Below are 23,829 nucleotides of genomic sequence, written 5' to 3' on the forward strand. Positions count from 1 at the left end.
ACGCCCCTACGCCGATGCACACAGCAACGGCAACGCTCCCCGGTCCCCCGTGCCGAGCCGGCTGTACGCGCTGTACAGGTGATTCCCCACCGTCCGCACGGACAGGGTCAACCGCTCGGCGATCTCCCGGTTGCTGAGCCCCGCCGCCGCGAGCGTCACGATCTGCCGCTGCCGAGCCGTCAGTTCACCGAGGACCAGCCCGGCCAGTGCGGGCGTCCGTGCCCCCTGGCAGCGCCGCGCGAGTGCGACCGCCCCGGTACGGGACACGCGCGCCGCCCGTGGATCCCGGTGCGCCCGCGCGGCCTGTGCACGGGCCTCGGCCGCGAACAGCAGGAAGCCGCGCTGTGCCAGGGCCTCGGCGGCCCGGTCCAGGCCGTCCCCGTCCCTGCGCGCCAGCGCGTCGGCGTGCCGCGCGAACACACTGCCGGCGGGCAACCGTCCGGCGACCCGTTCCACGTCACCGAGGCGTACGGCGTCGTACCGGGCGTACACGTCCTCGTCCCCGCTCTGGCCGAACTCGCCGCCGGCGAGGCGGAGTTCCGCGCGGCATGCCGCGTCGCCCGGCGCCCCCCGCAGCCCCTCCCGCGCCCAGGCGGCGGCGTCCCGGACCTCCCCCCGCAGTCGCGCGTACCGAGCGCGCACGGCGGCGTACCCGGCCGGGAGCGTCGCGCTCTCCGCCACCAGCCACTCCCCCACCGGGGTGGGCACCGACCGCACATCCAGCCGCTCGATCGCCCGTACCAGGACCCGGCGTTCGGCCTCGAGGGCCGGTCCGTGGTCGCGCGGCACGCCGGCCAGCCGGCGGGCCCGCAGCCGGCCGGCCGCGGCCCGCAGGGCCGCCCCGTGCAGGGGGTGGGCGAGGGTGACGGCGCCGCCCTGCTCGCCGACGTGGATCAGGCCGTCCGCCTCCAGCCGCTCCAGGACGTCCAGATCGAGGTCGTCCGGCGACAGGGGCAGCGGCTCGGCGAAGGCCAGGCGCTCCAGCGTGTCCCGTTCACCCGAGCCGGAGCGTCCGAGTACCGGGGCGAGTCGCTCCCGTACGGCCGCGGTGACCGGCAGCGCCCCCCGCCAGGCCCGCTGCTGCGTACCGGGAACGGGAATCAGCCGCCCGGCCGCGCCGAGTGCGGCGACCAGCTCGCGCAGCAGCCGCAGATCGCCCCGGCACATCCGGTGCAGTCGGCGCACGGTGAGCGGTTCCAGCCCGGCCGCGGCGAGCAGCTGGGCGGTGTCCTCGCAGGGCAGGGGTTCGAGGGCCAGCCGGGGCAGCAGCTCCCCGGTCCACAGCCGGGACACCGCGCCGGGCGTGGGCACGTCGTCCACCGCGGCCACGACGAGCCGGGTGCGGCCGTGCACGGCGAGCTGGTGGACGAGGGCCGCGGAGGCCTCGTCGAGCAGATGGGCGTCGTCCACGACGAGGAGCCGTACGCCGGACAGGATCCGCACCGCGCGGTGCGGCGAGACGGTGTCGGGCAGCAGGTGGGCGAACGCGGCGAAGGGCAGGCCCCGGGCCTCGGGGGTGCCGGTCACACGGGCGTGCTCGGTGCCCCGGACCGCCTCCGTGATCAGCCGGGTCTTGCCGTGGCCCGCCGGTGCGGTCACCACGATGCCGGGCCGGCCCGCGGCCCACGACCCGCGCACCAGCTCCAGTTCGTCGTCCCGGCCGGTGAACGGCCAAGGCTGCTCCAGCGTCTTGGCGTCCTGCTCGTCAGTCCTCACCTCATGCAGAGCGCACGTACTCAGGTTTGATACAGGGCGACTTGAGTAGCCGCCGACTCAGGCGCCCGGCACCGGCGGGCGGGCAGGGTGGTGGCATGACCCGACGCCTGTGCTCGCTGTCGCGGCAGCCGGCCCCGTGCTTCGCACCGGGGCTGACGGCCGAGCGGCTGGGCGCGCTGCTCGCCGGGCGGCGGATGTGGGTCAACGGCACGGTGCTGCACTACTCCTTCTACGACGACTCCGCCGACGGCTGCGCCGCCTCGGTGATCCCGGTTCCCCGGACCGGTGAGCTGCGCCGGGTGCCGTGGGCCGGGGGCGAGGAGCAGCGGGCCGTGGTCCGCGACTGCTTCCGCGAGTGGCAGGGTCTCGGCATCGGCCTCACATTCGCCGAGGTGGACGACCCGCGTGAGGCCGAGCTGCGGATCGGCTTCCAGGCCGGCGGCGGTTCCTGGTCGGCGGTGGGCCGCGAGGCGCTGGTGGTGGGCCGGAGCGAGCGCACCATGAACCTGGGCTGGGACGTGAGCGGGCCCGGCGAGCGCGGCACGGTTCTGCACGAGATCGGGCACGCGCTCGGCATGGTGCACGAGCACCAGAGTCCGTACGCCGGGCTCCACTGGGACGACGAGGCCGTGTACGCCGAACTGGCGGGACCGCCGAACTTCTGGAGCCGGGAGACGACGTACACGAACGTCCTGCGCGAGCTGGACGCCGGCGAGGCGAGCGGCTCGGTGTGGGATCCGCACTCGGTGATGACGTTCCCGTTCGGGCCGGGGCTGGTGCTGGAGCCGGAGCAGTACCGCGGGGGGCTGTCTCCGTCCGGCGGTCCGTCCCCTGCCGACAAGGAGTTCGTGCTGCGCTGGTATCCACCCGCCGTCCCCGCGGGGCCGGCCGCGCTGGTGCCGTTCCGGTCGGCGCCGCTCGGTCTGGGGCCGGGTGAGCAGGCCGACTTCACCGTCGAGCCGCCGGAGACCCGCGACTACACCGTGGGCACCTTCGGCGACGCCGACACCGTGCTCGTGGTCTTCGAGGAGCGCGACGGGGTGCCGCGCTTCCTCGCGGGCCACGACGACGGCGGCGGTCCGGACAACGCCGTCGTCAGGGTCCGGCTCGTCAAGGGCCGGCGCTATGTGGTCCGCGTCCGCCTGTACTCCACGTGGGGCTCCGGGGAGACAGCGGTCATGTGCTGGTGACGGCACACGGAGGCCACCGACCACAGTCCGGTGCCGGGGGGAAGCGGTCGCGGTCGTCACCCACGGGGGAGGTGACGACCGCGACCACACACTCCTGTGACGTGGCGCCCGGCAGCACCAGGTTCACGACGCGGCCCGCGCGCGCGATGCGGAGTCCGCGTCCGGGTGGTCGAGGCCGAGGTGGTCGCGCAGGGTCGTGCCCGCGTAGTCGCTGCGGAACACGCCCTGTTCCTGGAGCAGGGGTACGACCTTGTCGGCGAAGGGATCGAGGCCGCCGGGGGTGAGGTGCGGGACGAGGATGAAGCCGTCGGAGGCGTCCGCCTGCACGAAGTCGTTGATGGTCTGGGCGACGGTGGCCGGGGAGCCGACGAAGGTCTGCCGGTTGCCGGTGTTGATGACCAGGTCGCGGATGGACCATTTGTTGGCCTCCGCGAGCTGCCGCCACTCACGGGCGATGGCGATCGGGTCCCGGTACATCCGCACCTGGGCCCGCCCCCGGGAGATGTGCTCCTCGCTCACCACCGGGTCGACGTCGGGCAGCGGGCCCTCCGGGTCGTAGGCCGACAGGTCGCGGTTCCAGACGAACTCCAGGTGTTTGATGGCGGTCACGCCGCTGACCTGCTGTCGGCGCACCTCACGGGCGAGTTCGGCGGCCTCCTGGTCGGTGTCGCCGAGGACGAAGGTCGCGGCGGGCAGGATGAGCAGTTGGCCGGGCCGGCGACCGTACTTGGCGAGGCGGGACTTGACGTCCGTGTAGAAAGCTTGGCCCTCCTTCAGCGTCGAGTACCTGCTGAAGATCGCGTCCGCGCTGGAGGCTGCGAACTCGCGGCCCTCGTCGGAGTCGCCCGCCTGGAAGACGACCGGGCGGCCCTGCGGGGAGCGCGGGACGTTGAACCGGCCGTGGATGTCGAAGTGCTGCCCTCGGTGGACGAAGGCGCCGGCCTTGGCGTCGCGGAGGAAGGTGCCGGTGACCCGGTCGGCGAGGATCTCGTCGCCGCGCCAGGAGTCGAAGAGTTCGTTCGCGGTGGCGAGGAACTCCTTGGCGCGGGAGTAGCGCTCCTCCTGCGGCAGGAAGCCGCCGCGGCGGAAGTTCTCGCCGGTGAAGGCGTCCCAGGAGGTCACGACGTTCCACGCGGAACGGCCGCCGGAGAGATGGTCGAGGCTCGCGAACTGACGGGCCACCTCGTACGGCTCGTTGAACGTGGAGTTGACGGTGCCGGTCAGGCCGAGCCGGTCGGTCACGGCGGCCAGCGCGGCCAGTACGGTGAAGGTGTCGGGGCGGCCCACGACGTCCAGGTCGTAGATCCTGCCGCCCTGTTCGCGCAGCCTGAGCCCCTCGGCGAGGAACAGGAAGTCGAACTTGGCGCGTTCGGCGGTCTGCGCGAAGTGCGCGAAGGAGCTGAACTCTATGTGGCTGCCGGCGGCCGGGTCGCTCCACACCGTGGTGTTGTTGACTCCGGGGAAGTGGGCGGCCAGGTGGATCTGCTTTAGTGGCTTGCTCATGGGGTGCGGTCGTCCTCTCCGGCTGCTCAGGCTGATGCGGCTGCGGCGTAGCGGTTGGCGGGGCGGGCGAGGCCGAGCAGTCCACGCAGGGTGTCGGCCTCGTAGGCGTCACGGAAGCGGCCCCGGCGCTGGAGTTCGGGCACCAGGTCGCGGCTGATGCGCGGCAGGTCGTGCCCGGCGACGGCGGGCCGCAGCCGGAACCCGGTCAGCCCTCCGCCAGCCAACTCCTCTATAACGCTGGCGAGTTGGGTGGCCGTGCCGGTGAAGATCCGGGCGTCACTGGTGTACGGCTCTCCCGCCAGCGCGTCCAGCCGCTCCCGCCGGGCCTCGGCCTCGGCCTGGCTGTCGTCGAGGAAGACGACGAGGTCGCCGAAGATGTGCAGGGGCTCGGCGGCGCGGCCGGCCGTCTGCTGTTCGGCGCGGATCTCGGCGACGATCGCGCGGGCCTGGTCCACGTCGTGCGGGGTGACATAGCCGATGTCGGCCTGGCGGGCGACGAGGCGGTACGGGACGGTCTGGTGGGCGAGGGCGGTGACCAGCGGCTGGCCCTGGGGCGGGCGGGGCGTGATGGACGGCCCCTTGACGCTGAAGTGGCGGCCCTCGAACGCGATGTAGTGCAGCTTGTCCCGGTCGATGAAGCGGCCCGTCGCCGCGTCCCGGATCTCGGCGTCGTCCTCCCAGCTGTCCCAGAGCCGGCGCACCACTTCCACGTAGTCGGCGGCCTCGTCGAACAGTTCGGTGATCAGGCCCTGTGCGGCCGGGCTGTCGTAGGCCTCGATCCGGCCGATGGCACGGCGGCCGAAGTGGGCGGCCTCGTTCGGCCGGCCGCTGATCTGCACGCGCAGGCCCGCACGGCCGGTGCTGACGTAGTCCAGGGTGGCGATCGCCTTGGAGATGTGGAACGGCTCGGTGTGCGTGGCCACCACGGTCGGCACCAGCCCTATGTGCCGGGTGAGGGGGGCGACACGGGAGGCGATGAGGACCGCGTCCAGCCGGCCGCGTACCTGGTCGGTGCGCTCGTCGGGGTCGAGGAAGTGCGAGGACTGCGGGCCGAGGCCGTCCTCGAAGGTGACGAAGTCGAGGAGGCCCCGTTCGGCCTCGGCGACCAGGTCGGCCCAGTAGCCGGCGGTGAGCAGGTCCCGGGGGCGGGCGACCGGCTCGCGCCACGACGCGGGGTGCCAGCCGGTGCCGTCCAGGGCGACGGCAAGGTGCAGAGGGGAGGCGGGAGTTGAGGACACGGCGGTGCCTTCCTTGATGTCCGTACGAGAACACCGGCTCGCGGGGCGCGGGGCGTCGGTGCGGGCGAGCTCGGCAGGAGGAGACCCGGTCCGGGGGCCGGGGAGGGCCGGGGCCGGGGGAAGGGTCAGCGGCGACAGAGCGCGGCGGACACGCGCTGGAGGTCTATGTGCGGCCGGGAGTGCAGACGGACGGAGCGGTACGACTGCGGGGCGCACGGCGGGAGTATCCGGGTCACGACCGTCACCTCCGTCCGTCGGGCGCGGCGGGCGTCTCGCCCGCCTGTCGAGTCTCGTCAACCCTCACAACGCGCGGCCGCTTTCGCTTGTTCCCGAACGGGCCCGAGCCGTACGGCCTCCGGGGCTTGGCCGGTCAGGAATTGTCCAGCGGCAGCCCGGGCGGATTCACCTCGGACTTGGCAACGGCCTCGTTGGAGAGGTTGTAGGCCTTGAGCCACTGGGCGTACTGGCCGTTCTCGATGAGGTAGTTGATGGCGTCGGCGAGCGGCTTGGCGAGACCGCTGTCCTTCTTCGCGGTCGCCGCGATCAGGCCCTGGAGGCTCTCGCCCGCGCCGGAGAACTTGCCCGCGTTGCGGGTCGCGTTGGGCGTGTTCGCCACCTGGGTGACGTGGTAGGCGATGCCGGGGTTGGGGCCGAAGTAGGCGTCGATCTTGCCGCTGGCCAGGGCCAGGTAGGTGCTGTTGTGGTCCTGGAAGTACTTGATGGTGACCTTCTTGCCCTCCTTGGCCAGCTTGGCCTTCCACTCCAGGAGGATCCTCTCCTGGTTGGTGCCGGAGGCGACGGAGACGGTCTTGCCCGCGAGGTTCTCGTAGTCGCCGTCGAAGTTCCAGGCGCTCTTCTCCGGCACCTCCCAGGCGAGGTTGTCCTGCCGGTAGGAGGCGAACTCGTACTTCTTCTTGCGTTCCTCGGTGTCGGTGACGTTGGAGAAGGCGACGTCCACCTTGCCGCTGTCGATGCCGACGAAGAGGTTCTCCCAGGTGAAGTTCTTCAGCTCGGGCTTGAGGCCGAGAACGGCGGCGACCAGGCGGCCGAGGTCGGGTTCGGAGCCGGTGAGGGTCTTCTGGTCGCTGCCGACGTACGCCAGCGGCGGGAAGCCGGACGGCAGGGCGCCCTCGCCGATGACGAGCGTGCCGCTCTTGCGGACGGAGGCGGGCAGTTCGGCGCTGATGGACTTCACCTCGGACACCTTGACGGTGGTCTGCTTCGCGGCGCCGTTGGAGACCTGTCCGACCACGACCTCGCCGGGCTTGGCGCTGTCGGTGGTGGCCGCGTCGCTGTCGCCACCGCAGGCGGCCAGCCCGGTGGCCAGGGTGGCGACGGCGGTCGCCGCCGTGATGCCGCGTATCAGGCTGCGTCGGGAGAGGTGGCTGCGCATGGCTGTCCTTGTCGTTCGGTACCGATCGGAAAGAAATCTGAGAAAATCTCAGGAAACCTGAGGAAACCTGAGGAAATCGGAGGAAATCGGAGGGAATCAGAGGAAAAGGGAGTCAGAGGACCTTGGCGAGGAAGTCCCGGGTCCGTTCGTGCCGGGGCCGGTCCAGGACCTCCTGGGGCGGGCCCTGTTCGACGATCCGCCCGGCGTCGATGAAGACGATCCGGTCGGCGACCTCGCGGGCGAAGCCGATCTCGTGGGTGACGATGACCAGGGTGGTACCGCTGGTGGCGAGGTCCTTGATGACGGAGAGCACCTCGCCGACCAGTTCGGGGTCGAGCGCGGAGGTCGGCTCGTCGAACAGGATGATGCCGGGGCGCAGCGCGAGGGCGCGGGCGATGGCCACTCGCTGCTGCTGCCCGCCGGACAGCCGGCGCGGGTAGGCGCCGGTACGGTCGCCGAGGCCGACCCGGGTGAGCAGCTCCCGGGCGAGTTCGCGGGCTTCGGGCCTGGCGAGCCGGCCGGTGGCGACGGGCGCGGCGGCGACGTTGTCGAGGACGGTCAGGTGCGGGAAGAGGTTGAAGTTCTGGAAGACGAACCCGATCCGGCCGCGCTGGGCCAAGATGGCGCGCTCGCTCAGTTCCTTCAGCCGGCCGTCGCTGCCGCGCCTGACGCCGATGAGTTCGCCGCCGACGCTGACGTGGCCGGCCTCGGGTTTCTCCAGGTGGTTGATGACCCGCAGCAGGGTGGACTTGCCGGAGCCGGACGGGCCGATGACGACGGTGACCTCGCCGGGGCGCACGGCCAGGTCGATGCCGTCCAGCACGCGGTGGGTGCCGTACCACTTGTGGACGCCGTGGACCTCCAGCGCGGCCGGGGTCGTCTCCAGGGTGTCGGTGGCGGTCATACGGCGGCCTCCCTGCGCAGCCGGGAACGGAACTCGGTGAGGCCCGCGCGCGCCTTCTGCAGCGGGGTCGGCGGCAGAGTGCGGGTGGCGCCCCTGGCGAAGTACCGCTCGACGTAGAACTGGACGACGGACACGGCGCTGGTGAGGATCAGGTACCAGACGGTGGCGACGAGCAGGAGCGGCACGATGTCGCCGGGGTAGGTGCTGCCCATGGTCTGCACGGAGCCGAAGAGGTCGAGCAGCGACACGTAGAACACCAGGGAGGTGCTCTTGATCAGGCCGATGAGCTGGTTGACGTAGTTCGGTGTGATGGACCTGAGGGCCTGCGGGAAGACGATCCGGGTGAACTGGTAGCCCCTGGGCAGGCCGAGGGCGGCCGCCGCCTCGTGCTGGCCCTGGTCGACGGAGAGGATGCCGCCGCGTACGACCTCTGCCGCGTACGCCGCCTCGTTGAGGCTGAGCCCGACCACGGCGACCGTCATGTCGGTGGCGAGTCTCGACTCGTCGAAGGTGACGAAGGAGGGCCCGAAGGGGATGCCGAGGCTCAACGTCTTGTACAGGGCGCTGAAGTTGTAGAGGAAGATCAGGACGACGATCAGCGGCACCGAGCGGAACAGCCAGGTGTACGTCCAGCTGACGGCGCGCACCACCGGACTGCCCGACTGCCGCGCCAGGGCCAGCAGGATGCCGCCGAGGAGGCCGAACACGGCGCTGAGGGCGGCGACTTCGAGGGTGACGAGGAGCCCGTCGAGCACGGTGGGCCGCAGGAACCAGTAGCGGAAGCGGTCCCACTGGTAGAAGGGGTTCGTGGCCAGTCCGTGCAGGATCTGCGCGACCAGCACGAGGACGACGGCGGTGGCGATCCACCGCCACGGCCGACGCAGCGGCTGAACGCGCTGCGTCTCGAACGGTTTTGACGGGGCGTCGGCATCTGGCACCTCGTCCTTGGCGGGGGAGGCGACGGCGCCTTGGGGTTCAGTCATGGCGGGCTCCGGCTTGAGTCGGAAACCCCGGGGCGCGGCGCGCGGGTGCGGGCCGCGACGGCGCTGGGGCACGAGGCGGTGCACGGCAGCGCGCGGGAACCGGGGGCGGGGGCGGGGGCGGGCGACGGCACACCACGGGGGCGGTATGCCTCAGGAACGCGGGGGCTGGAAGGGGACGTCAGCCCTGGCGGCGGGCAGAGCCCGGTGCGGTACACAGTGCGCTGTTGACGCGCAGCAGATCGACGGCGCGGTCGGCGACGAGGAGCCCGGCGCACGACGGTACGCAGCCCTGGGCGCGGCTCGCGGCCGTCCGGGGAGCTGCGTACATGCCGTCACCTGTCACTGTTCCGGCCCCGCGGGGCCCTCAAGACCGTTCTGAGCCGTAAGTAAGACAGTCGTCCGTTCGAATGTCAACGACCGTCCGCGTATTGGACCTCACCCGCCCCGCTCTCACCTGCGGGAAGCGTCCTCGGCGTCCGCTGCGTGCCCCGCCCAGTCCAGGATCTGGACGGCGGCTCCGGCGGCCTCCAGGCCCCGGCAACGCCCGTGGTGGCGACGGGAGATGCCGTCGAGGTCCAGGTGGCGGCCGAACGCCGGGTGGGCGGCCAGACGGCGCGCGTAGGCCCACAGGGCACGGTGGCCGGCGATGCGGTGCACGGCGGAGGCGTCGAGGTGGCAGCGGTGGACGGTGTCCAACTGCACCAGCGCGACCCACAGTTCGATGTCGGCGGCGGTGAGCCTGTCGTCGACCAGGTACTCCTCTCCGGCCAGCCGGTTCTCCAGCCGGCCCAGAGTGTCCAGGAGCACCTCCAGGGCGGCGGCCCGCTCGTCCGCGTCGGCACCGGCCCGCCCGGCGCGCTGCGCGGCCTCCTCTATCCCTTCGGCGCACATCCGCTCTACGGCCTCGATCACGGACTCCTGGTCGCACGGGTACAGGGCGGCACGGCCGTCGTTCTGGAAACGGTCGAGGTCGCGCAGGATGTCGCGGGCATGGGTGCTGACGATCCGTCCGGACCAGTCGTCGCTGAGCACGGGTGCGAGGGCCGGGCCGGTGTAGTGGTGGGCGCTCGCCTCGTACAGCGGGCGCAGCGCGGCGTGACCACCGCCGGGACAGTCCGGGACGGCGGGCAGGAGCGTGACCGGACAGCCCTCGTCGAGGCCGAGAAGGCTGTGCCCGACCGCGAGGCGCAGCCCGTCGGGGCAGGCGGTCGACAGATGGAGCCGGTAGCGGTGCGGCACGGCGTAGTGGCCACTGCGCGCGTCCCGGCCGATCCGGCCCCGGAAGACGGGGGCGGCGCGGTGGACGGACGGGACGGCGGCGAGCGGAGTGATGGACATGCGTCTCCCCGGGTGGTGGGCGTGCGGACGTATGCGCCGACGGACGGCGCCGGCCAGTGGGCGTTGCGGGGCCCCGGCTCAGCGGCAGTGGCTGATGGCGCTGCAGACACGCAGCAGGTCGATGTGCCGGCGGGAGGTGAGCAGGGGTGCGCGCAACGGCGTACGGCCCACTGGGGCGGTCACCGTTTCGAGGCGCGGCATGATTCCCTACCTGTTCACTAGGATTCCCACCCTGGAGTGTCGATCCGCCCTCCGGCGACGTCAAGAGGGCGTCCACACCTCAGGCACCACCGCCGGCGGCCGGCGATTCGGTGTCGTTCGAGGCGTCGAAGATTTCGCGGCGCGACGGCCGTATCCCTGCACTTTTTTCACCGTCAGCCGGGTCGCACGGCACAAGAAACGGCGATTTTGCGGCAGCCCGGGGCTTACCGGACCATGACTGCGTCCCGGCGATCCTGGGACATCTGTTCGATGAGAGGCGCACCACCCATGCACGTCACCGGAACCGCCCGGCAGCCGGCTCCGGCCCCCTCCGAGGAGCTCAGCACCACCAGCAAGCACGCCCGCCGATTCGGCCTGCCGGTCGCGACGGCGCTGGTCATGGGCAACATCATCGGCGGCGGCATCTTCCTGCTCCCTGCCTCCATCGCCCCGTACGGCACGGTCAGCCTGGTCGCCTTCGGTGTCCTGACCGTCGGCGCGATCGCACTTGCCCTGGTCTTCGGGCGGCTCGCCGCGCGCGACCCCCGTACCGGCGGCCCCTATGTCTACGCCCGCGAGGCCTTCGGCGACTTCGCCGGCTTCCTCGCCGCGTGGGCGTACTGGATCACCACCTGGGTGTCGAACGCGGCGCTGGCCGTCGCCGCCGTCGGATACCTGGACGTGCTGATCCCGGTCAACGATCACCAGTGGACCGCCTGCCTGGCCGCCCTCGCCCTGCAGTGGCTGCCGGCCCTCGCCAACTTCGCCGGCACCCGGTACGTGGGCGCCGTCCAACTGGTGTCGACGGTGCTGAAGTTCGTGCCGCTGCTGCTCGTCGCGGTCGGCGGCCTGTTCTTCTTCGACCCCTCCCGGCTCGGGCCGTTCAACGCCAGTGGCCAGGGAGCGATCGGTGCCGTCTCTGCGTCCGCGGCCCTGCTGCTCTTCTCCTACCTCGGGGTGGAGTCCGCCGCCGTGAGCGCCGGCGAGGTCAGGGACGCCCGGCGCAACGTGGGGCGCGCGACCGTCATCGGCACCGCGGGCGCTGCGCTGGTCTATCTGCTGGGCACGCTGTCCGTCTTCGGCACGGTCGCGCACGACCGGCTGGTGACCTCGACGGCCCCCTTCTCCGACGCCGTGAACACGATGTTCGGCGGCAACTGGGGCGGTACGGCGGTCGCGCTGGCGGCCCTGGTGTCGATGACCGGGTGCCTCAACGGCTGGACACTGCTGAGCGCCCAGACCCCGTACGCCGCGGCCAAGGACGGCCTGTTCCCGGGCGCCTTCGCACACCGCCGCCGGGGTGTGCCGACGGCCGGCGTCGCCGTCACGGTCGTCCTGTCCTCCCTGCTCACCGCGTACAACTACCTGTCGGGCTCGGCGAAGGTCTTCGACGTCCTGGTCCTCGTCACCACGTTCACCGCGACCGTGCCGTACCTGCTGGCGGCGGCCGCGCAGATCTTCCACCTGGTCTCCGGCCGGGCCGAGTCGGTGGACCGCGCACGTCTGGTGCGGGACTCGGTGATCACCGCGGTCGCGGCCGCGTTCTCCATCTGGCTGATGGCGGGCGCCGGGTACGCGGCGGTGTACCAGGGCGTGCTGTTCCTGTTCGTCGGGGTCATCGTCTACGCGGTGCTGGCGGCGCGCCGGCAGCGCAGGCCCGCGACACCGATCGAGGCGATCTCCCGCACCCCGTAAATCGCTGGCCGCTCATGGTGACCCGGCGGGATGATTCCCGGCGTCGGTCGTGTGACCGCCCGCCGAGGGAAGGGAACCATGATGACGTCTGCCGGCTCCGGGCCCGAGGTGCGCACGGCGGCGGGGGTGCTGCGTGGCCGTACGGAGGACGGCGTGGCGGTCTTCCGGGGCGTTCCGTTCGCCGAGCCGCCGGTGGGCGCGCTCCGTTTCGCCGCGCCCCGGCCGGTCGCCGGCTGGGAGGGTGTGCGCAATGCCGTGTCGTACGGCCCTCCGCCGCCGCAGGCCGGGTACTTCGGCATGGACGCGATGGCGCGGAACGCGGACACCGACTGGCTGACGGTCAACGTCTGGTCGCCCGATCCGTCCCCCTCGGCGGCGCTGCCCGTCCTGGTGTGGGTCCAGGGAGGCGCGTACAGCATCGGCACCTCAGGTCTCCCCGAGTACGACGGGGCCCGGCTCGCGCGGGAGGGCGGCTTGGTCCTGGTGACCTTCAACTACCGCGTGGGCATGGAGGGTTTCGCCCATGTCGACGGGGCGCCCGCCAACCGGGGTCTGCTCGACCAGGTGGCCGCCCTGGAGTGGGTGCGGGACACCATCGGGGCCTTCGGGGGCGATCCGGACCGGATCACGGTCTTCGGGCAGTCGGCGGGGGCCGGGTCGATCGCCGCGCTCCTGGCCATGCCGCGCGCGGTGGGGCTCTTTCGCCGGGCGATCGCGCAGAGCGTCCCGGGGACGTTCTTCGCGCCGGAGCTCGCCGCCGACATCGCCGCCGCCGTAGCCGCCGAGCTGGGGCTGCGGCCCACCGTGGCGGAGCTGTCGGCGGTGCCGCCGGAGCGGCTGGCTGCCGCGGGGGACGCGGTCGCCGCCAAGTCGCCCTCGTTCGGCGGGCGTTGGGGGATGCCGGCGCTCCGGTCGATCCCGTTCTCGCCCGTCGTGGACGGTGACGTCCTGCCGGTCACTCCGTGGCAGGCGCTGGCCGGTGGCGCCGGCCGGGACATCGGCCTCGTCGTCGGCCACACGCGTGCGGAGCAGCGGCTGTTCACCGCGCTGGAGGGGGCTCTCGGCCAGGTGACTCAGGAGCAGGCCGCGACCGCGCTGGAGGTCTTCGCTCCGGGACCGGACGGTCCACACCGCTACCGCACCGGCTTCCCGGCCGCCGGCCCGGAGGAGCTGTACGAACTGGTGCACTCCGACTGGCTGTTCCGCATGCCGAGCCTCCATCTCGCCGACGCCCAGATCCGCGGCGGCGGCCGTGCCCATGTGTACGAACTGACCTGGCCCGCGCCCGGGATGGGCGGTGTCCTCGGCGCCTGCCACGGCCTCGACGTGCCGCTGGTGTTCGGCAACCTCCGCAGCGGGCAGCCGGCCGCGCTGATCGGCGAGCGCCCCTCCCCCGCCGCGGAGGAACTGTCCGCGTCGTTCCGCACCGCGTGGTCGGCCTTCGCTGCGCACGGCGACCCCGGCTGGCCGGCCTATGACAGGGAGCGACGTCTCACCCGGATCTTCGGCGAACAGCCGTGCGTGACGCCCTACCCGGAGGAGACCTCCCGCCTGCTCTGGCAGGACCACGTCTTCGCGGCGCTGCCGCTGCTCGGTCAGGAGACGATGCGATAGAGGTGCTCGGGACGCCCGGCCGCGCCGTATCGCAGCTCCAGGCGGACCATGCCCTCCTTGACCAGGTAGGACAGATAGCGCTGGGCCGTGGCGCGGGAGACACCGGTGAGTTCGGCCGCCTCGGCCGCCGACACGGGGCCGCGCGCCGCGCGCAGCGCCTGGTGGACCAGGGTCAGGGTGGGCGCCGAGTGACCCTTGGCCGGTACCCGCGGGACGGCGGGCGGCCGGGCGGCGCTGAACAGGGCGTCCACATCGGCCTGATCGGTCTCGGCGGCCGGGCCGAGCACCTCCACACGGTGTTGCAGCTCCCGGTAGGCGGTGAGCCGCTCGCAGAGGTCCGGGGAACCGAACGGCTTGACCAGGTAGCCCACGGCACCGAGCTTCATGGCGCTGCGCACCGACTCGATGTCGCGGTCCGCCGTGATCATCAGGGCGTCGGGGCGGGCACCGCCCTCGTCCCCCGTGAGCCGGCGCAGCACGTCGAGCCCGCTGCCGTCGGGCAGGAAGATGTCGAGCAGCAGCAGGTCGGGACGCAGGGCCCGGACCGCCTCGAGTGCCTCGGTGACGCTCGCCGCCTCGCCGACCACGCCGAAGCCGGGAACGCGGCTCACGTACTCGCTGTGGATGTGGCTCACCCGGAAGTCGTCGTCCACGACCAGGGTCCGGATCATCACTGCTCGCCTCCCACCGGCAGCGCCGTGGTGAACAGTGCTCCCCGCGGTGCCAAGGCCGTGTCCGGCAGCGGCAGTACGACCGTGAACACCGCGCCGGGACCCTCGCTGACCGTGATGGTGCCGCCGTGCCGCTGCACCAGCCGGTGCACCAGGGCCAGTCCGAGGCCGCGCCGGGCGGTGCCCCGCTCCGGCCGGGTCGACCAGCCGTCCTCGAAGATCGACTCGGCCGCGTCCGGCGGGATTCCCGGACCGGTGTCCGCGACCTCGACCCGCGTCTCGCCGGAGCTCTCGGTCAGGGTGAGCCGTACCTCACGGCCACCCGCCGGGCGCGGCCCTTCGCCGGCCGCGTCGACCGCGTTGTCCAGCAGATTGCCGACGATGGTCAGCAGCCGGTGCAGGTGCGGCGGATCCTCGCCGAGGGCCGAGTCCTCGGTCAGCGCGATCTGTACCCCGCGTTCGGCGGCGACCGTGGTCTTGGCCACGATCAGACCGACCATGAGGGAGTTCCCGATCCGCTTGCGCACGGATTCGGTGAGGGCCTGGCCGGCGCCGGCCGCGCCGACGGCGAACTCGTAGGCGTCGTCGTACTCCCCGATGTCGAGCAGGCCGGCCAGGGTGTGCATGCGGTTGGTGAACTCGTGCTGCTGGGCCCGCAGCGCATCGGTCAGGCCCCGCACCGAGTCCAGCTCGCGCAGCAGCCCGACCATCTCGGTGCGGTCCCGCACGGTGACCACGGCGCCGAGTTCACGGCCGTGCAGGGTCACCGGCATCCGGTTGACGACGAGGCAGTGCTCGTCGGTCAGGACGCTGACGTCGGTGCCGGTCAGGGTGCCGTCCAGGGCGCGGCGCAGCCGGCCGTCGGGCAGGACCTCCTCGGCGGTGCGGCCGAGCGCGGTGCCGAGGCCGAGCAGCCGGCGGGCCTCGTCGTTCACGACGGTGATCCGGCCGTCGGGGTCGAAGGCAACCACGCCCTCGCGGATGCCGTGCAGCATCGCCTCGCGGTCCTGCAGCAGTCCGGCGATCTCCTCCAGTTCCAGCCCGAAGGTGGTCCGCTTCAGCTTCCTGGCCAGCAGATACGCGGCCGCACTGCCGAGCGCGGTGGCGATCGCGGCGTACAGGCCGAAGGTGGGCAGCTCGCGCCACAGCTCGCTGAGCACGTGTCGTTCCGGTATGCCCACCGACACCTCGCCGACCAGCCTGTGCGTCGGCCCGTACAGCGGGGCCTTGCCGTTGGCGGAGCGTCCGGTGGCGCCCTGGTCGGTGCCGACGTGCGGCCTGCCGTCCAGCACCGCGAGCGGCTCGGCCACGGGCGAGCCGACCAGCTGGGGCATGGGGTGCGAGTGGCGGATGCCGTGCAGGTCGATCACCACCACGTACGACGCCCCCGACGCCCGCCGGATCCGCTCGGCGACGGTCTGCACCACCTCACCGCCGCCGGCGTACTCCATGGCCCGCCGGATCTGCGGGTCCGCGGCCGTGGTCTGCGCGATGGCCACGGCCCGGTCCTCGTAGGTGCGGTCGAGCGCGGAGCGTTGCGCGAAGGCGAACAGGACGAATCCGATGACGCCGGTGAGCGCCAGGATGACGAGCTGGCTGGCCAGGATCCGCGCGGACAGCCTTCTCCGCCCGCCGCGCCCGATCCGCATACGGATGGGTGTCACAGGTGCCTCTTCGCCTCTGTCCCGCGTGGTGCCGGGCCGGCCCGGCGCCGGACCCGTGGTGGCGTGATTGTGCCTGATGGCCGAAATCCTGCCCACCCCCGTTTCGCTGAGCAGAATGAGCAGAACCCCGGTTTACGCGGCTATCGCGAGATACCTGGGAAACAGCGACGTAACACCGGGTGACCTCTAGCGTCTGCCTTCCTCGACCCCCCGAGGTGTGGAAGGAGACGGCCTCACATGGCTTCGCGAAACGATGTCGCGACGAGCCCGATCGCCGGTGCAGCAGAGCGCGAGGACGCGCGCATCGAGATCTCCGGGCTCACCAAGCGATTCCTGACTCCTGCCGGTGAGGTGTTCACGGCGCTGCAAGGCGTGTCGTTCACCGTGGAGCCGGGTCAGTTCTGTGCGGTGGTCGGCCCCACCGGCTGCGGCAAGTCGACCACCCTGAGCATGGTGTCCGGGCTCGACCGGCCCAGCGAGGGCTCGGTCAGGGTGGGCGGCCGTGAGGTGGACGGCATCACCGACGGCGTCAGCTTCATGTTCCAGGCGGACGCGCTGCTGCCCTGGAAGACGGTCCTCGGCAATGTGCTGATGGGCCCGGTGTTCCGCGGCGTGCCCAAGCAGAAGGCACAGGCCCAGGCCCGCGACTGGCTCCGCCGGGTCGGCCTCGCCGGGTTCGAGGACCGCTACCCGCACCAGCTCTCCGGCGGTATGCGCAAGCGCGTGGCGATGGCCGCGGCGCTGATCAACGAACCCAAGATCCTGATCATGGACGAGCCGTTCGGCGCCCTGGACGTGCAGACCAAGGCGATCATGTCGACCGAGCTGCTGGACCTGTGGGAGCAGATCCGTCCCTCCGTCATCTTCATCACGCACGACCTCGACGAGGCCGTGGCGCTCGCCGACCGGGTCGTCGTCATGACATCCGGCCCCGGGTCGGTCAAGGCCGTCTTCGACATCGACCTGCCCCGTCCGCGCGGCTCGGTCCAGGAGATCCGCTACCAGCCCCGCTTCATCGAACTCCAGCACCAGATCTGGGACACGCTGCGCGAAGAGGTGGAGCGCGCCTACGCACGCACCGCAGGAGGAAAGGCATGAGCACGACGTCCACCACATCCGCCGTCCCGGTCGCCGACGGCGGGCACGCCTCGGCATCCGCCGCCGCCAAACGGGCCGCACGACGGCGGGTCGCCCTGGTGTGGGCGGGCCGCATCGGCCTCGCGGCCTTCGTGATCGGCGGCTGGCAGGCGTTCACCACCTGGGGCATCGTCGACCCGTTCTTCTTCGGGCAGCCGTCCGGGATCTGGCAGCGGCTGATCGACCTCTTCCGGAACGGCACCGAGTTCGGGTCCTTCTACGCGAACATCTGGACCACCATCCAGGAGGCGCTCATCGGCTTCGCCCTCGGCGCCGGCACCGGAGTCGTCTTCGGTGTCGCGCTGGGCCAGAGCCGCTATCTGTCCGACGTCCTCGGTCCCTACATCAAGATGGTGAACGCGATCCCGCGCATCGTCCTCGGCTCGATCTTCATCGTCGCCTTCGGTATCGGCGTCACCCCGAAGATCCTGCTCGCCGCCGTGCTGGTGTTCTTCATCGTCTTCTTCAACGCCTTCCAGGGCGTCCGCGAGGTCGACCGCAACATCCTCGCCAACGCCCGGGTGCTCGGCGCGTCCCAGCCGCAGATCATCCGGCACGTCATCGTGCCCTCCGCGCTCACCTGGATCATCGCCAGCCTGCACAGCGCCTTCGGCTTCGCCATCGTCGGCGCGCTGGTCGGCGAGGTGCTCGGCGCGCAGAGCGGCCTCGGGCTCGTCATCAAGACCGCGCAGAACAACTTCGACCCCAACGGTGTGTTCGCCACGATGCTCGTCATCGCGGTGATCGTGCTCGGCGCGGAATGGCTGATCGGCAAGCTCGAACACCGGCTGCTCTCCTGGCGCCCGCCGGCCCCCACCGAGGCCAACAGCCTCTGAACCGCCCCCTTTTCGGTACATCCCCCGCTCCCCCCGGTACATCCCGAGAACGAAAGAGCCGCCATGTTCAAGAGAACCCTCACCGCGTCCCTCGTCACCGTCCTCGCCCTCGGCGCGGCCACCGCGTGTTCCAGCAGCTCCTCCGGCTCCGGCTCGGGCGGCTCCGGCGGGACCTCGACCGTCAAGATCATGGTCGGCGGCATCGACAAGCAGATCTACCTGCCGTACCAGCTCGCCCAGAACCTCGGCTTCTACAAGAAGTACGGCGTCAATGTCGTGCTGAGCACCGAGCAGGACGGCGGCACCGGCGCCGAGGACGCCATGGCCTCGGGCCAGGTGGACATGGCGGGCGCCTGGTACAACCACACGATCGACTTCCAGGTGAAGGGCAAGGCGGTCGAGGACGTCGTCCAGCTGTCCGGCGCGCCGGGCGAGCGGGAGATGTGCGCCACCAAGAGCGGGGTACGCTCGGCCGCGGACTTCAGGGGCAAGACGCTGGGCGTCACCGACCTGGGCTCGGGCACCGACACCCTCACCCAGTTCCTGGCCGCCAAGAAGGGCGTCAAGACCAGCGACTTCCACCGCATCGGGGTCGGCGCGGGCTCCACCGCCATCGCCGCGCTGCAGAACGGCAAGGTGGCCTGTGTCATGACGACGCAGCCGACGGTCGCCGCGGTCGAGAAGAAGGGCGTCGGCTACTCGGCGGTCGACGTCGCCACCACGGCAGGTGCCAAGGCAGCGACGGGCGGTGCCTGGCCGGCCGCGGGTGTCATCGCCCGTACCGACTGGGTGAACTCGCACAAGGACGCGGTGCAGAAGGTCGTCGACGCGCTCGTGGCCACCCTGCACTGGATCGACAAGCACAGCGCGGCCGACATCGCCGACAAGCTGCCGCAGTCGTTCGTGCAGAACCAGCTGGTCACCAAGGCCGACTACATCGCGGCCCTGACCGAGGACAAGGGCCAGTTCCTCCCGGACGGCATCATGCCGGCCGGCGGTCCCAAGAACGTCCTGGCCACGGAGGAGCTGGTGGGCCACGCGACCTCGAAGGTGAACCTCGGCACGACGTTCACCAATGACTTCGCCCTCGCGGCCAACAAGAAGGAGGGCTTCACCACCACGACGACCCCGGCGGGTACCTCCGGCTGATTCCGCGTCACGCACCGGAGACCGACCGCACTGACCAAGCGGCCGTGCCGGATCACTCCGACACGGCCGCTGATCCGCGGCTCCGCACGAAAGACCAAGAGGCTGTTTCGGACCAACCCGAAACAGCCTCTGACTCGCGTTCTCGCAAGTCGGGACGACAGGATTTGAACCTGCGACCCCTTGACCCCCAGTCAAGTGCGCTACCAAGCTGCGCCACGTCCCGTTGCGGTCTCACCCGGTGTGTCCCGTGTGATCACGCAGGTCAACACTACCGCACCTGGGCGGGTGCTGGTGTCGTCGCCGTCGTGGCGGGGGCTGGCGTACGGCCCCGGCGGCGGGCCGGGACGAGGAGGGCGGCGCCGGCCGCGGCCAGGCAGAGGAGGGCGAGCAGGGCCCAGCCGTGGGTGTAGCCGGAGGCGTAGGGCAGGCCGGAGGGCTGGAGGCGGCCGGTGACCAGGACGCTGGTCAGTGCGGCGCCGATGGAGCCGCCGATGGTGCGGATGTTGGCGTTCATGCCGGTCGCGGCGCCGGTCTGCTCGGGCGGGACGCTGCCGACGATGAGGTTGGCCATGGAGGCGAAGGCCAGTCCGATGCCCAGGCCGAACAGTCCGGCCACGACCGCGATCTGCCACTGGGCGTCGTGCCAGAGGGTGAGGAATCCGCAGGCCAGCGCGCCGAGTGCGGCGCCCGTGGTGAGGAGCGCCTTGGCGCCGACGCGGGGTTCCAGGCGGCCCGAGAGGACACCGGAGAGGAACATCGCCAGCAGCATCGGCAGCATCAGGAGGCCGGAGGCGGTGACGCTCGCGCCGAAGCCGTAGCCGGCCGCGGACGGTGTCTGGACGAAGCCCGGCAGGAAGGACCAGATCGCGTACATGCCCGCGCCGAAGAGCAGGGCGGCGGCATTGGTCGTCCACACCGCGGGCAGCCGCATCACGCGCAGGTCGATCAGCGGGGTGCGGGAGCGGGCCTCGGCCGTCAGCCAGACCGTGAACAGGACGGCGGCGGCAGCGAACAGGGCGAGCACCTTCGGCGAGCCCCAGCCCCAGTGCCCGGCCTGGCTGAGCGGCAGCAGCAGGGCCACCAGCCAGGCGGAGAGCAGCCCGGCGCCGTACCAACCGACCTTGCCCTGGGCCCGCTTGGGGGACTCGGGGACGTAGGCCAGGGCGATCAGGGCCGTCGCGGCGACGATCGCCACGGGGATCCAGAAGAGCCAGCGGTAGTCGAGCGCGGAGACGATCGGGCCGGCGGCCACCATGCCGACTCCGCCGCCGGCGGCGATCACGGCCGAGAGGTTGCTGATGCTGCCGCTCACCCGGGCGGGCGCGAACTCGTCGCGGATGATGCCGAAGGACAGCGGGAACAGGGCGCCGCCGACGCCCTGGACGACCCGGGCGACGATGAGGACGCCGATGTTCGGGGCGAGCGCGGCGATGAGACAGCCGGCGAGGACGGCGAGCAGGACGGCGACGAGGGTGCGTTTCTTGCCGACGAGGTCACCGATCCGGCCGAGGATCGGGGTGAAGACCGAGGCGGACAGCAGATAGGCCGTCATCACCCAGGTCGCCGTCGACTGGGAGGTGTGCAGGGCGTGCTGGACGGTCGGCAGAGCCGGCGCGATCAGCGACTGCAGCATGGAGAACACGCCGGCACCGGTCGCGAGGACCGCGAAGGTGAGGCGGGTGGACTTGCGGGGCATGAGGAAGCCTCTCCGACTCGGAGCGCTGTGGATGGCGAGGGCGGGGGGGTGCGGCTGCGGGGCACGTCTGCCCAGGGCAAAGCCGCCCCGCACTGCTAAAGTGGAGGTACCCCTCCACTCTAACGGAGGCACCCCTCCGGTTCAACCGAACCGGATGCACACCTCCGGATCAGCTATTCCCCTGGGAGGCAGCAGTGACGGCCACGCCGTTCCCCGTCGGCGCGATCGTGGCGGCCCGCCGGCCGCACCGAAAGGACGCCGCCCGTAACTACGACGCCCTGCTCGGCGCCGCCCGTGAGGCGTTCACGGAGCACGGCTCGGACGCCTCCCTGGAGGACATCGCGCGCCGCGCGGGCGTCGGCATCGGCACGCTGTACCGGAACTTCCCCACCCGCCGCGACCTGTTCGAGAGCGTCTACGCCGACGAGGTCAACGCCCTGTGCCGGGCGGCCGAGGAGGTCGCCGGCCTTGAGCCGTGGGAGGCGCTGACGGCCTGGCTGGACCGGTTCGCCGGTTACATGGTCACCAAGCGCGCGGTGCGCGAGGCACTGAACGACGAGTCGGAGATCTTCCAGACCTGCCGCACCTCGATGTACGCCGCCGGGGGCCCGCTGCTGGAGCGCGCCCAGCGGGCGGGCGTGGCCCGGACGGACATGGACTTCACCGACCTGCTGCGGATGGTCGCCGGGATCACGGCCACGGCCTTCGACGACGACGCCCAGCGCGACCGGGTCCTGGCGATCGCGCTGGACGGAGTACGCACCGGCCGCTGACACCAGGGGGTGCGGCCGACGCCGCCGCCGGCTTCGCCTACCGCCGCCTACTTGATCAGCGCGTTCGCCAGCACCACGATCACCCCGAGCATCGCGTCCCCCGCCCCCATGAGGACCGCGGTCGGCCAGCTCCGGGCCGACCAGCGGGCGGTGATCAGGCCGAGGACGAAGAGGATCAGGATGTTGAGGGCGAACGCCGGGTACTGGACGCCGTTCGGCGGCCACCAGCCCCAGCCCGCGCCCACGAGCACGAGCACCGTGGGCAGCACGGCAGTGACCAGCGGCCACTCGTCCCGCAGCGTGCGCAGCACGTCCCAACGGCGGTGCGGGGCGCGTTCGGCGATGTAGTGGGCGTAGCCGTGCGCGAGGGCGGAGGCGAGGGCGGTCACCAGGAGCCACGCGGCGTCGTAGCGGCGGCCGGCGGCGGTCGTGCGGCCGTACTTCGAGAGCGCCGCCACCATCGAGCTGGCGAGGACGGCGCCGTACACCCCGCCGAACAGGACGGCTTCGCGGGTGTCGTGCTGCCGGGGTGGTGGCGTGCCGGCCGCCGTGGAGTCAGCCATGTTCCCCACGATCACCCGTACCCCGCCCGTGCGCGAGTCCGGGCGGACCGACGAAGTGTCCTCCCACCAGCCCCGATGCCCCACACATTGTCGGCCGCGGCGCCCGCGTGACGCTGGCTAGGCTCGCCGCATGACGCCCAGCTTCGCGCTCCACATCCCCGACGCCGACCTCGAACCCGATCCCCTCGACCCGGAGCAGATCGTCTCCGGCAACCCGGAGGTCACCGGGAAGGTGCTCTGGGAGTCGCCGGACGGCCGGCAGATCCGCGGCATCTGGCAGATCACGCCGGGCGTGGTCACCGACACGGAGGCGGACGAACTGTTCGTGGTGATCAGCGGGTCGGCGACCATCGAGGTCGAGGGTGGGCCGACGCTGACGGTGGGGCCGGGTGACATGGCGGTGCTGCGCGCGGGCGACCGTACGACGTGGACGGTGCACGAGACGCTGCGCAAGGCGTACGCGATCAACCTCTGAGTTCGTCGCGGGGCGGCGCCGTCGTCCCCCGGATCTCCAGTGTCGGCGCGGCGAGGTGGACGCTCCCCTCGCCGTCCGGCCGGTCGAACCGGTCGAGCAGGCAGCGGGCGGCGCGCCGGCCGATCTCGTACGGGGCGGTGTCGACGGTGGTCAGCCAGAGGTGCCGCAGCCGGGAGATGCTGGTGTTGTCGTAGCCGACCACCGACAGGTCGCGCGGCACCCCGAGGCCCAGTTCCCCGGCCGCCGAGAGGGCGCCGACCGAGGCCATGTCGTTGACGGCGAAGAGCGCCGTGGGCCGCTCGGGGCGGCTGAGCAGGCGTACGGTCCCCCGGTAGCCGCCTTCCTCGGTGAGGTCGCCCGGCTCGACGACCGGTTCGGCGCCGTGTGCCCGCATCGCCGCCTCGAAGCCGCGCCGGCGCAGTGCGCCGACCTCTCCGTGGCCCGCGAGGTGGGCGATCCTGCGGTGGCCGAGGCCGAGCAGATGCTCGGTGGCGAGCCGGGCGCCGCGCTCGTCGTCCCCGGCGACGACGTCCACGCCCTCCGGCCGGGGCTCGCGGGCACCCGCCACGACCATCGGCATCCGCCGCGCGAGCGCGCCGAGACCGCCCGCGTCGGGGACCGTGCCGACGATCACCAGCCCGTCGACGCCCAGGTCCAGGAACGGTTCGGCCAGGTCGTGCCCCATCCGCCGGTTCAGTCGGGCGTCGGCGAGCAGCATGTGCAGGCCGGCGGCGTGCAGCAGGGAGTTGAGACCGTCGAGGAGGTCGACGAACCAGGGGTTGCGCAGGTCGTCCAGGAGGACGCCGACCGTGCGGGTGCGCTGTTCGCTCAGGCTGCGGGCGGCCGCGTTGGGCCGGTAGCCCAGCTCGCGCACGGCCCGCAGCACCGCATCCCGCTTCTCGGGGCTCACCGGTCCCGAGCCGCGCAGCACGAGCGAGACCAGCGACTTGGACACTCCGGCCCGTTCGGCCACGTCACGGATCGTCGGCGGTCTCATGGATGGACCGTTCCACGCGGCGTGCCGCTCTGTCAAAGGGTTGACATGCTGGCCATGTCCGCACAAAGGTGGCCTGGACAGAACGTGGACCGG

23 protein-coding genes and 1 tRNA gene are annotated in these 23,829 nt (G+C 71.9%); 8 read left to right on the forward strand and 16 right to left on the reverse strand.

What is annotated here, in order from left to right; translation table 11 throughout:
• Nucleotides 1-6: 6 nt before the first annotated feature.
• Complete coding sequence (locus tag ACWC0C_RS06340) at nt 7-1,716, reverse strand: LuxR family transcriptional regulator AbsR2 (RefSeq protein ID WP_450862045.1); 1,710 nt, start codon at nt 1,714-1,716, stop codon at nt 7-9.
• 95 nt (nt 1,717-1,811) lie between these two features.
• Between ACWC0C_RS06340 and absR1 the strand changes: the two genes are divergently transcribed.
• Nucleotides 1,812-2,906 (forward strand): beta-glucuronidase AbsR1, encoded by a 1,095-nt coding sequence (absR1, locus tag ACWC0C_RS06345; RefSeq protein WP_450862047.1) that lies wholly within the window; start codon nt 1,812-1,814, stop codon nt 2,904-2,906.
• Between the two features lie 123 nt (nt 2,907-3,029).
• On the opposite strand, the gene ACWC0C_RS06350 is transcribed toward absR1, so the two are convergent.
• The 9 genes from ACWC0C_RS06350 to ACWC0C_RS06390 all read right to left on the reverse strand — a co-directional run bounded on the left by ACWC0C_RS06350 (nt 3,030) and on the right by ACWC0C_RS06390 (nt 10,466).
• Nucleotides 3,030-4,409 carry an NtaA/DmoA family FMN-dependent monooxygenase gene (locus ACWC0C_RS06350; protein ID WP_450862049.1) on the reverse strand — a complete coding sequence of 460 codons (1,380 nt, stop codon included), beginning with the start codon at nt 4,407-4,409 and terminating at the stop codon, nt 3,030-3,032.
• Nucleotides 4,410-4,435: 26 nt separating this feature from the next.
• Nucleotides 4,436-5,647, reverse strand: a complete 1,212-nt coding sequence (locus ACWC0C_RS06355; protein WP_450862051.1) for an LLM class flavin-dependent oxidoreductase — start codon at nt 5,645-5,647, stop codon at nt 4,436-4,438.
• Between the two features lie 125 nt (nt 5,648-5,772).
• Nucleotides 5,773-5,883 (reverse strand): putative leader peptide, encoded by a 111-nt coding sequence (locus ACWC0C_RS06360; RefSeq protein WP_450862053.1) that lies wholly within the window; start codon nt 5,881-5,883, stop codon nt 5,773-5,775.
• A 134-nt stretch (nt 5,884-6,017) separates the two neighbouring features.
• The gene (locus ACWC0C_RS06365) at nt 6,018-7,040 is read right to left on the reverse strand and encodes an ABC transporter substrate-binding protein (protein ID WP_450862055.1); all 1,023 of its coding nucleotides are present in this window, start codon (nt 7,038-7,040) and stop codon (nt 6,018-6,020) included.
• A 112-nt stretch (nt 7,041-7,152) separates the two neighbouring features.
• Nucleotides 7,153-7,944 (reverse strand): amino acid ABC transporter ATP-binding protein, encoded by a 792-nt coding sequence (locus ACWC0C_RS06370; protein WP_450862057.1) that lies wholly within the window; start codon nt 7,942-7,944, stop codon nt 7,153-7,155.
• Nucleotides 7,941-8,927 (reverse strand): amino acid ABC transporter permease, encoded by a 987-nt coding sequence (locus tag ACWC0C_RS06375; protein ID WP_450862058.1) that lies wholly within the window; start codon nt 8,925-8,927, stop codon nt 7,941-7,943. The genes ACWC0C_RS06370 and ACWC0C_RS06375 overlap by 4 nt, the downstream gene beginning before the upstream one ends.
• Nucleotides 8,928-9,105: 178 nt before the next feature.
• Complete coding sequence (locus ACWC0C_RS06380) at nt 9,106-9,255, reverse strand: hypothetical protein (protein WP_449199141.1); 150 nt, start codon at nt 9,253-9,255, stop codon at nt 9,106-9,108.
• Between the two features lie 122 nt (nt 9,256-9,377).
• Complete coding sequence (locus ACWC0C_RS06385; RefSeq protein ID WP_450862060.1) at nt 9,378-10,265, reverse strand: glutathione S-transferase C-terminal domain-containing protein; 888 nt, start codon at nt 10,263-10,265, stop codon at nt 9,378-9,380.
• 78 nt (nt 10,266-10,343) lie between these two features.
• Nucleotides 10,344-10,466 carry a putative leader peptide gene (locus tag ACWC0C_RS06390; protein ID WP_449199139.1) on the reverse strand — a complete coding sequence of 41 codons (123 nt, stop codon included), beginning with the start codon at nt 10,464-10,466 and terminating at the stop codon, nt 10,344-10,346.
• A gap of 288 nt (nt 10,467-10,754) precedes the next feature.
• Here ACWC0C_RS06390 and ACWC0C_RS06395 point away from each other — a divergent pair, with 288 nt between their 5' ends.
• Together ACWC0C_RS06395 and ACWC0C_RS06400 are read left to right on the forward strand one after the other, a co-directional pair.
• Nucleotides 10,755-12,161: an amino acid permease gene (locus ACWC0C_RS06395; RefSeq protein ID WP_450862062.1), complete on the forward strand. Its 1,407-nt coding sequence runs from the start codon at nt 10,755-10,757 to the stop codon at nt 12,159-12,161.
• A 78-nt stretch (nt 12,162-12,239) separates the two neighbouring features.
• On the forward strand, nt 12,240-13,775 hold the full coding sequence (locus ACWC0C_RS06400; protein WP_450862064.1) for a carboxylesterase/lipase family protein: 1,536 nt from the start codon (nt 12,240-12,242) through the stop codon (nt 13,773-13,775).
• Here the strand turns inward: ACWC0C_RS06400 and ACWC0C_RS06405 are convergent.
• Nucleotides 13,757-14,446: a response regulator gene (locus ACWC0C_RS06405; RefSeq protein ID WP_450862066.1), complete on the reverse strand. Its 690-nt coding sequence runs from the start codon at nt 14,444-14,446 to the stop codon at nt 13,757-13,759. The genes ACWC0C_RS06400 and ACWC0C_RS06405 overlap by 19 nt on opposite strands.
• Complete coding sequence (locus tag ACWC0C_RS06410) at nt 14,446-16,110, reverse strand: ATP-binding protein (RefSeq protein WP_450862067.1); 1,665 nt, start codon at nt 16,108-16,110, stop codon at nt 14,446-14,448. Before ACWC0C_RS06410 ends, ACWC0C_RS06405 begins: the two co-directional genes overlap by 1 nt.
• Before the next feature lie 237 nt (nt 16,111-16,347).
• On the opposite strand from ACWC0C_RS06410, the gene ACWC0C_RS06415 reads away from it, so the two are divergent.
• The 3 genes from ACWC0C_RS06415 to ACWC0C_RS06425 all read left to right on the forward strand — a co-directional run bounded on the left by ACWC0C_RS06415 (nt 16,348) and on the right by ACWC0C_RS06425 (nt 19,232).
• Complete coding sequence (locus ACWC0C_RS06415) at nt 16,348-17,208, forward strand: ABC transporter ATP-binding protein (protein ID WP_449199135.1); 861 nt, start codon at nt 16,348-16,350, stop codon at nt 17,206-17,208.
• On the forward strand, nt 17,205-18,083 hold the full coding sequence (locus ACWC0C_RS06420) for an ABC transporter permease (RefSeq protein ID WP_450862069.1): 879 nt from the start codon (nt 17,205-17,207) through the stop codon (nt 18,081-18,083). Before ACWC0C_RS06415 ends, ACWC0C_RS06420 begins: the two co-directional genes overlap by 4 nt.
• A gap of 63 nt (nt 18,084-18,146) precedes the next feature.
• Nucleotides 18,147-19,232: an ABC transporter substrate-binding protein gene (locus ACWC0C_RS06425; RefSeq protein ID WP_450862070.1), complete on the forward strand. Its 1,086-nt coding sequence runs from the start codon at nt 18,147-18,149 to the stop codon at nt 19,230-19,232.
• 149 nt (nt 19,233-19,381) lie between these two features.
• Here ACWC0C_RS06425 and ACWC0C_RS06430 read toward each other — a convergent pair.
• Nucleotides 19,382-19,455, reverse strand: a tRNA-Pro gene (locus ACWC0C_RS06430).
• Nucleotides 19,456-19,500: 45 nt separating this feature from the next.
• The gene (locus tag ACWC0C_RS06435) at nt 19,501-20,928 is read right to left on the reverse strand and encodes an MFS transporter (RefSeq protein ID WP_450862072.1); all 1,428 of its coding nucleotides are present in this window, start codon (nt 20,926-20,928) and stop codon (nt 19,501-19,503) included.
• A gap of 194 nt (nt 20,929-21,122) precedes the next feature.
• Here ACWC0C_RS06435 and ACWC0C_RS06440 point away from each other — a divergent pair, with 194 nt between their 5' ends.
• A complete protein-coding gene (locus tag ACWC0C_RS06440; RefSeq protein ID WP_449199131.1) occupies nt 21,123-21,701 on the forward strand; it encodes a TetR/AcrR family transcriptional regulator in 579 nt (192 codons plus the stop codon).
• Between the two features lie 47 nt (nt 21,702-21,748).
• Here the strand turns inward: ACWC0C_RS06440 and ACWC0C_RS06445 are convergent, their stop codons facing one another.
• The gene (locus tag ACWC0C_RS06445; protein ID WP_450862073.1) at nt 21,749-22,264 is read right to left on the reverse strand and encodes a hypothetical protein; all 516 of its coding nucleotides are present in this window, start codon (nt 22,262-22,264) and stop codon (nt 21,749-21,751) included.
• Between the two features lie 130 nt (nt 22,265-22,394).
• On the opposite strand from ACWC0C_RS06445, the gene ACWC0C_RS06450 reads away from it, so the two are divergent.
• Nucleotides 22,395-22,739 (forward strand): cupin domain-containing protein, encoded by a 345-nt coding sequence (locus tag ACWC0C_RS06450; RefSeq protein ID WP_450862074.1) that lies wholly within the window; start codon nt 22,395-22,397, stop codon nt 22,737-22,739.
• On the opposite strand, the gene ACWC0C_RS06455 is transcribed toward ACWC0C_RS06450, so the two are convergent.
• On the reverse strand, nt 22,729-23,736 hold the full coding sequence (locus ACWC0C_RS06455) for a LacI family DNA-binding transcriptional regulator (RefSeq protein WP_449199128.1): 1,008 nt from the start codon (nt 23,734-23,736) through the stop codon (nt 22,729-22,731). The two genes, ACWC0C_RS06450 and ACWC0C_RS06455, sit on opposite strands and share 11 nt — an antisense overlap.
• Nucleotides 23,737-23,829: the final 93 nt, after the last annotated feature.

The organism is Streptomyces sp. NPDC001709 (assembly GCF_053596375.1).

Bases quoted from the DNA above. Each gene is read 5' to 3' on its own strand.
- absR1 (WP_450862047.1), top strand. From the start codon at position 1,812: ATGACCCGACGCCTGTGCTCGCTGTCGCGGCAGCCGGCCCCGTGCTTC.
- ACWC0C_RS06350 (WP_450862049.1), bottom strand. From the start codon at position 4,409: ATGAGCAAGCCACTAAAGCAGATCCACCTGGCCGCCCACTTCCCCGGA.
- ACWC0C_RS06365 (WP_450862055.1), bottom strand. From the start codon at position 7,040: ATGCGCAGCCACCTCTCCCGACGCAGCCTGATACGCGGCATCACGGCG.
- ACWC0C_RS06370 (WP_450862057.1), bottom strand. From the start codon at position 7,944: ATGACCGCCACCGACACCCTGGAGACGACCCCGGCCGCGCTGGAGGTC.
- ACWC0C_RS06375 (WP_450862058.1), bottom strand. From the start codon at position 8,927: ATGACTGAACCCCAAGGCGCCGTCGCCTCCCCCGCCAAGGACGAGGTG.
- ACWC0C_RS06380 (WP_449199141.1), bottom strand. From the start codon at position 9,255: ATGTACGCAGCTCCCCGGACGGCCGCGAGCCGCGCCCAGGGCTGCGTA.
- ACWC0C_RS06385 (WP_450862060.1), bottom strand. From the start codon at position 10,265: ATGTCCATCACTCCGCTCGCCGCCGTCCCGTCCGTCCACCGCGCCGCC.
- ACWC0C_RS06390 (WP_449199139.1), bottom strand. From the start codon at position 10,466: ATGCCGCGCCTCGAAACGGTGACCGCCCCAGTGGGCCGTACGCCGTTG.
- ACWC0C_RS06395 (WP_450862062.1), top strand. From the start codon at position 10,755: ATGCACGTCACCGGAACCGCCCGGCAGCCGGCTCCGGCCCCCTCCGAG.
- ACWC0C_RS06400 (WP_450862064.1), top strand. From the start codon at position 12,240: ATGATGACGTCTGCCGGCTCCGGGCCCGAGGTGCGCACGGCGGCGGGG.
- ACWC0C_RS06405 (WP_450862066.1), bottom strand. From the start codon at position 14,446: ATGATCCGGACCCTGGTCGTGGACGACGACTTCCGGGTGAGCCACATC.
- ACWC0C_RS06415 (WP_449199135.1), top strand. From the start codon at position 16,348: ATGGCTTCGCGAAACGATGTCGCGACGAGCCCGATCGCCGGTGCAGCA.
- ACWC0C_RS06420 (WP_450862069.1), top strand. From the start codon at position 17,205: ATGAGCACGACGTCCACCACATCCGCCGTCCCGGTCGCCGACGGCGGG.
- ACWC0C_RS06425 (WP_450862070.1), top strand. From the start codon at position 18,147: ATGTTCAAGAGAACCCTCACCGCGTCCCTCGTCACCGTCCTCGCCCTC.
- ACWC0C_RS06435 (WP_450862072.1), bottom strand. From the start codon at position 20,928: ATGCCCCGCAAGTCCACCCGCCTCACCTTCGCGGTCCTCGCGACCGGT.
- ACWC0C_RS06445 (WP_450862073.1), bottom strand. From the start codon at position 22,264: ATGGCTGACTCCACGGCGGCCGGCACGCCACCACCCCGGCAGCACGAC.
- ACWC0C_RS06450 (WP_450862074.1), top strand. From the start codon at position 22,395: ATGACGCCCAGCTTCGCGCTCCACATCCCCGACGCCGACCTCGAACCC.
- ACWC0C_RS06455 (WP_449199128.1), bottom strand. From the start codon at position 23,736: ATGAGACCGCCGACGATCCGTGACGTGGCCGAACGGGCCGGAGTGTCC.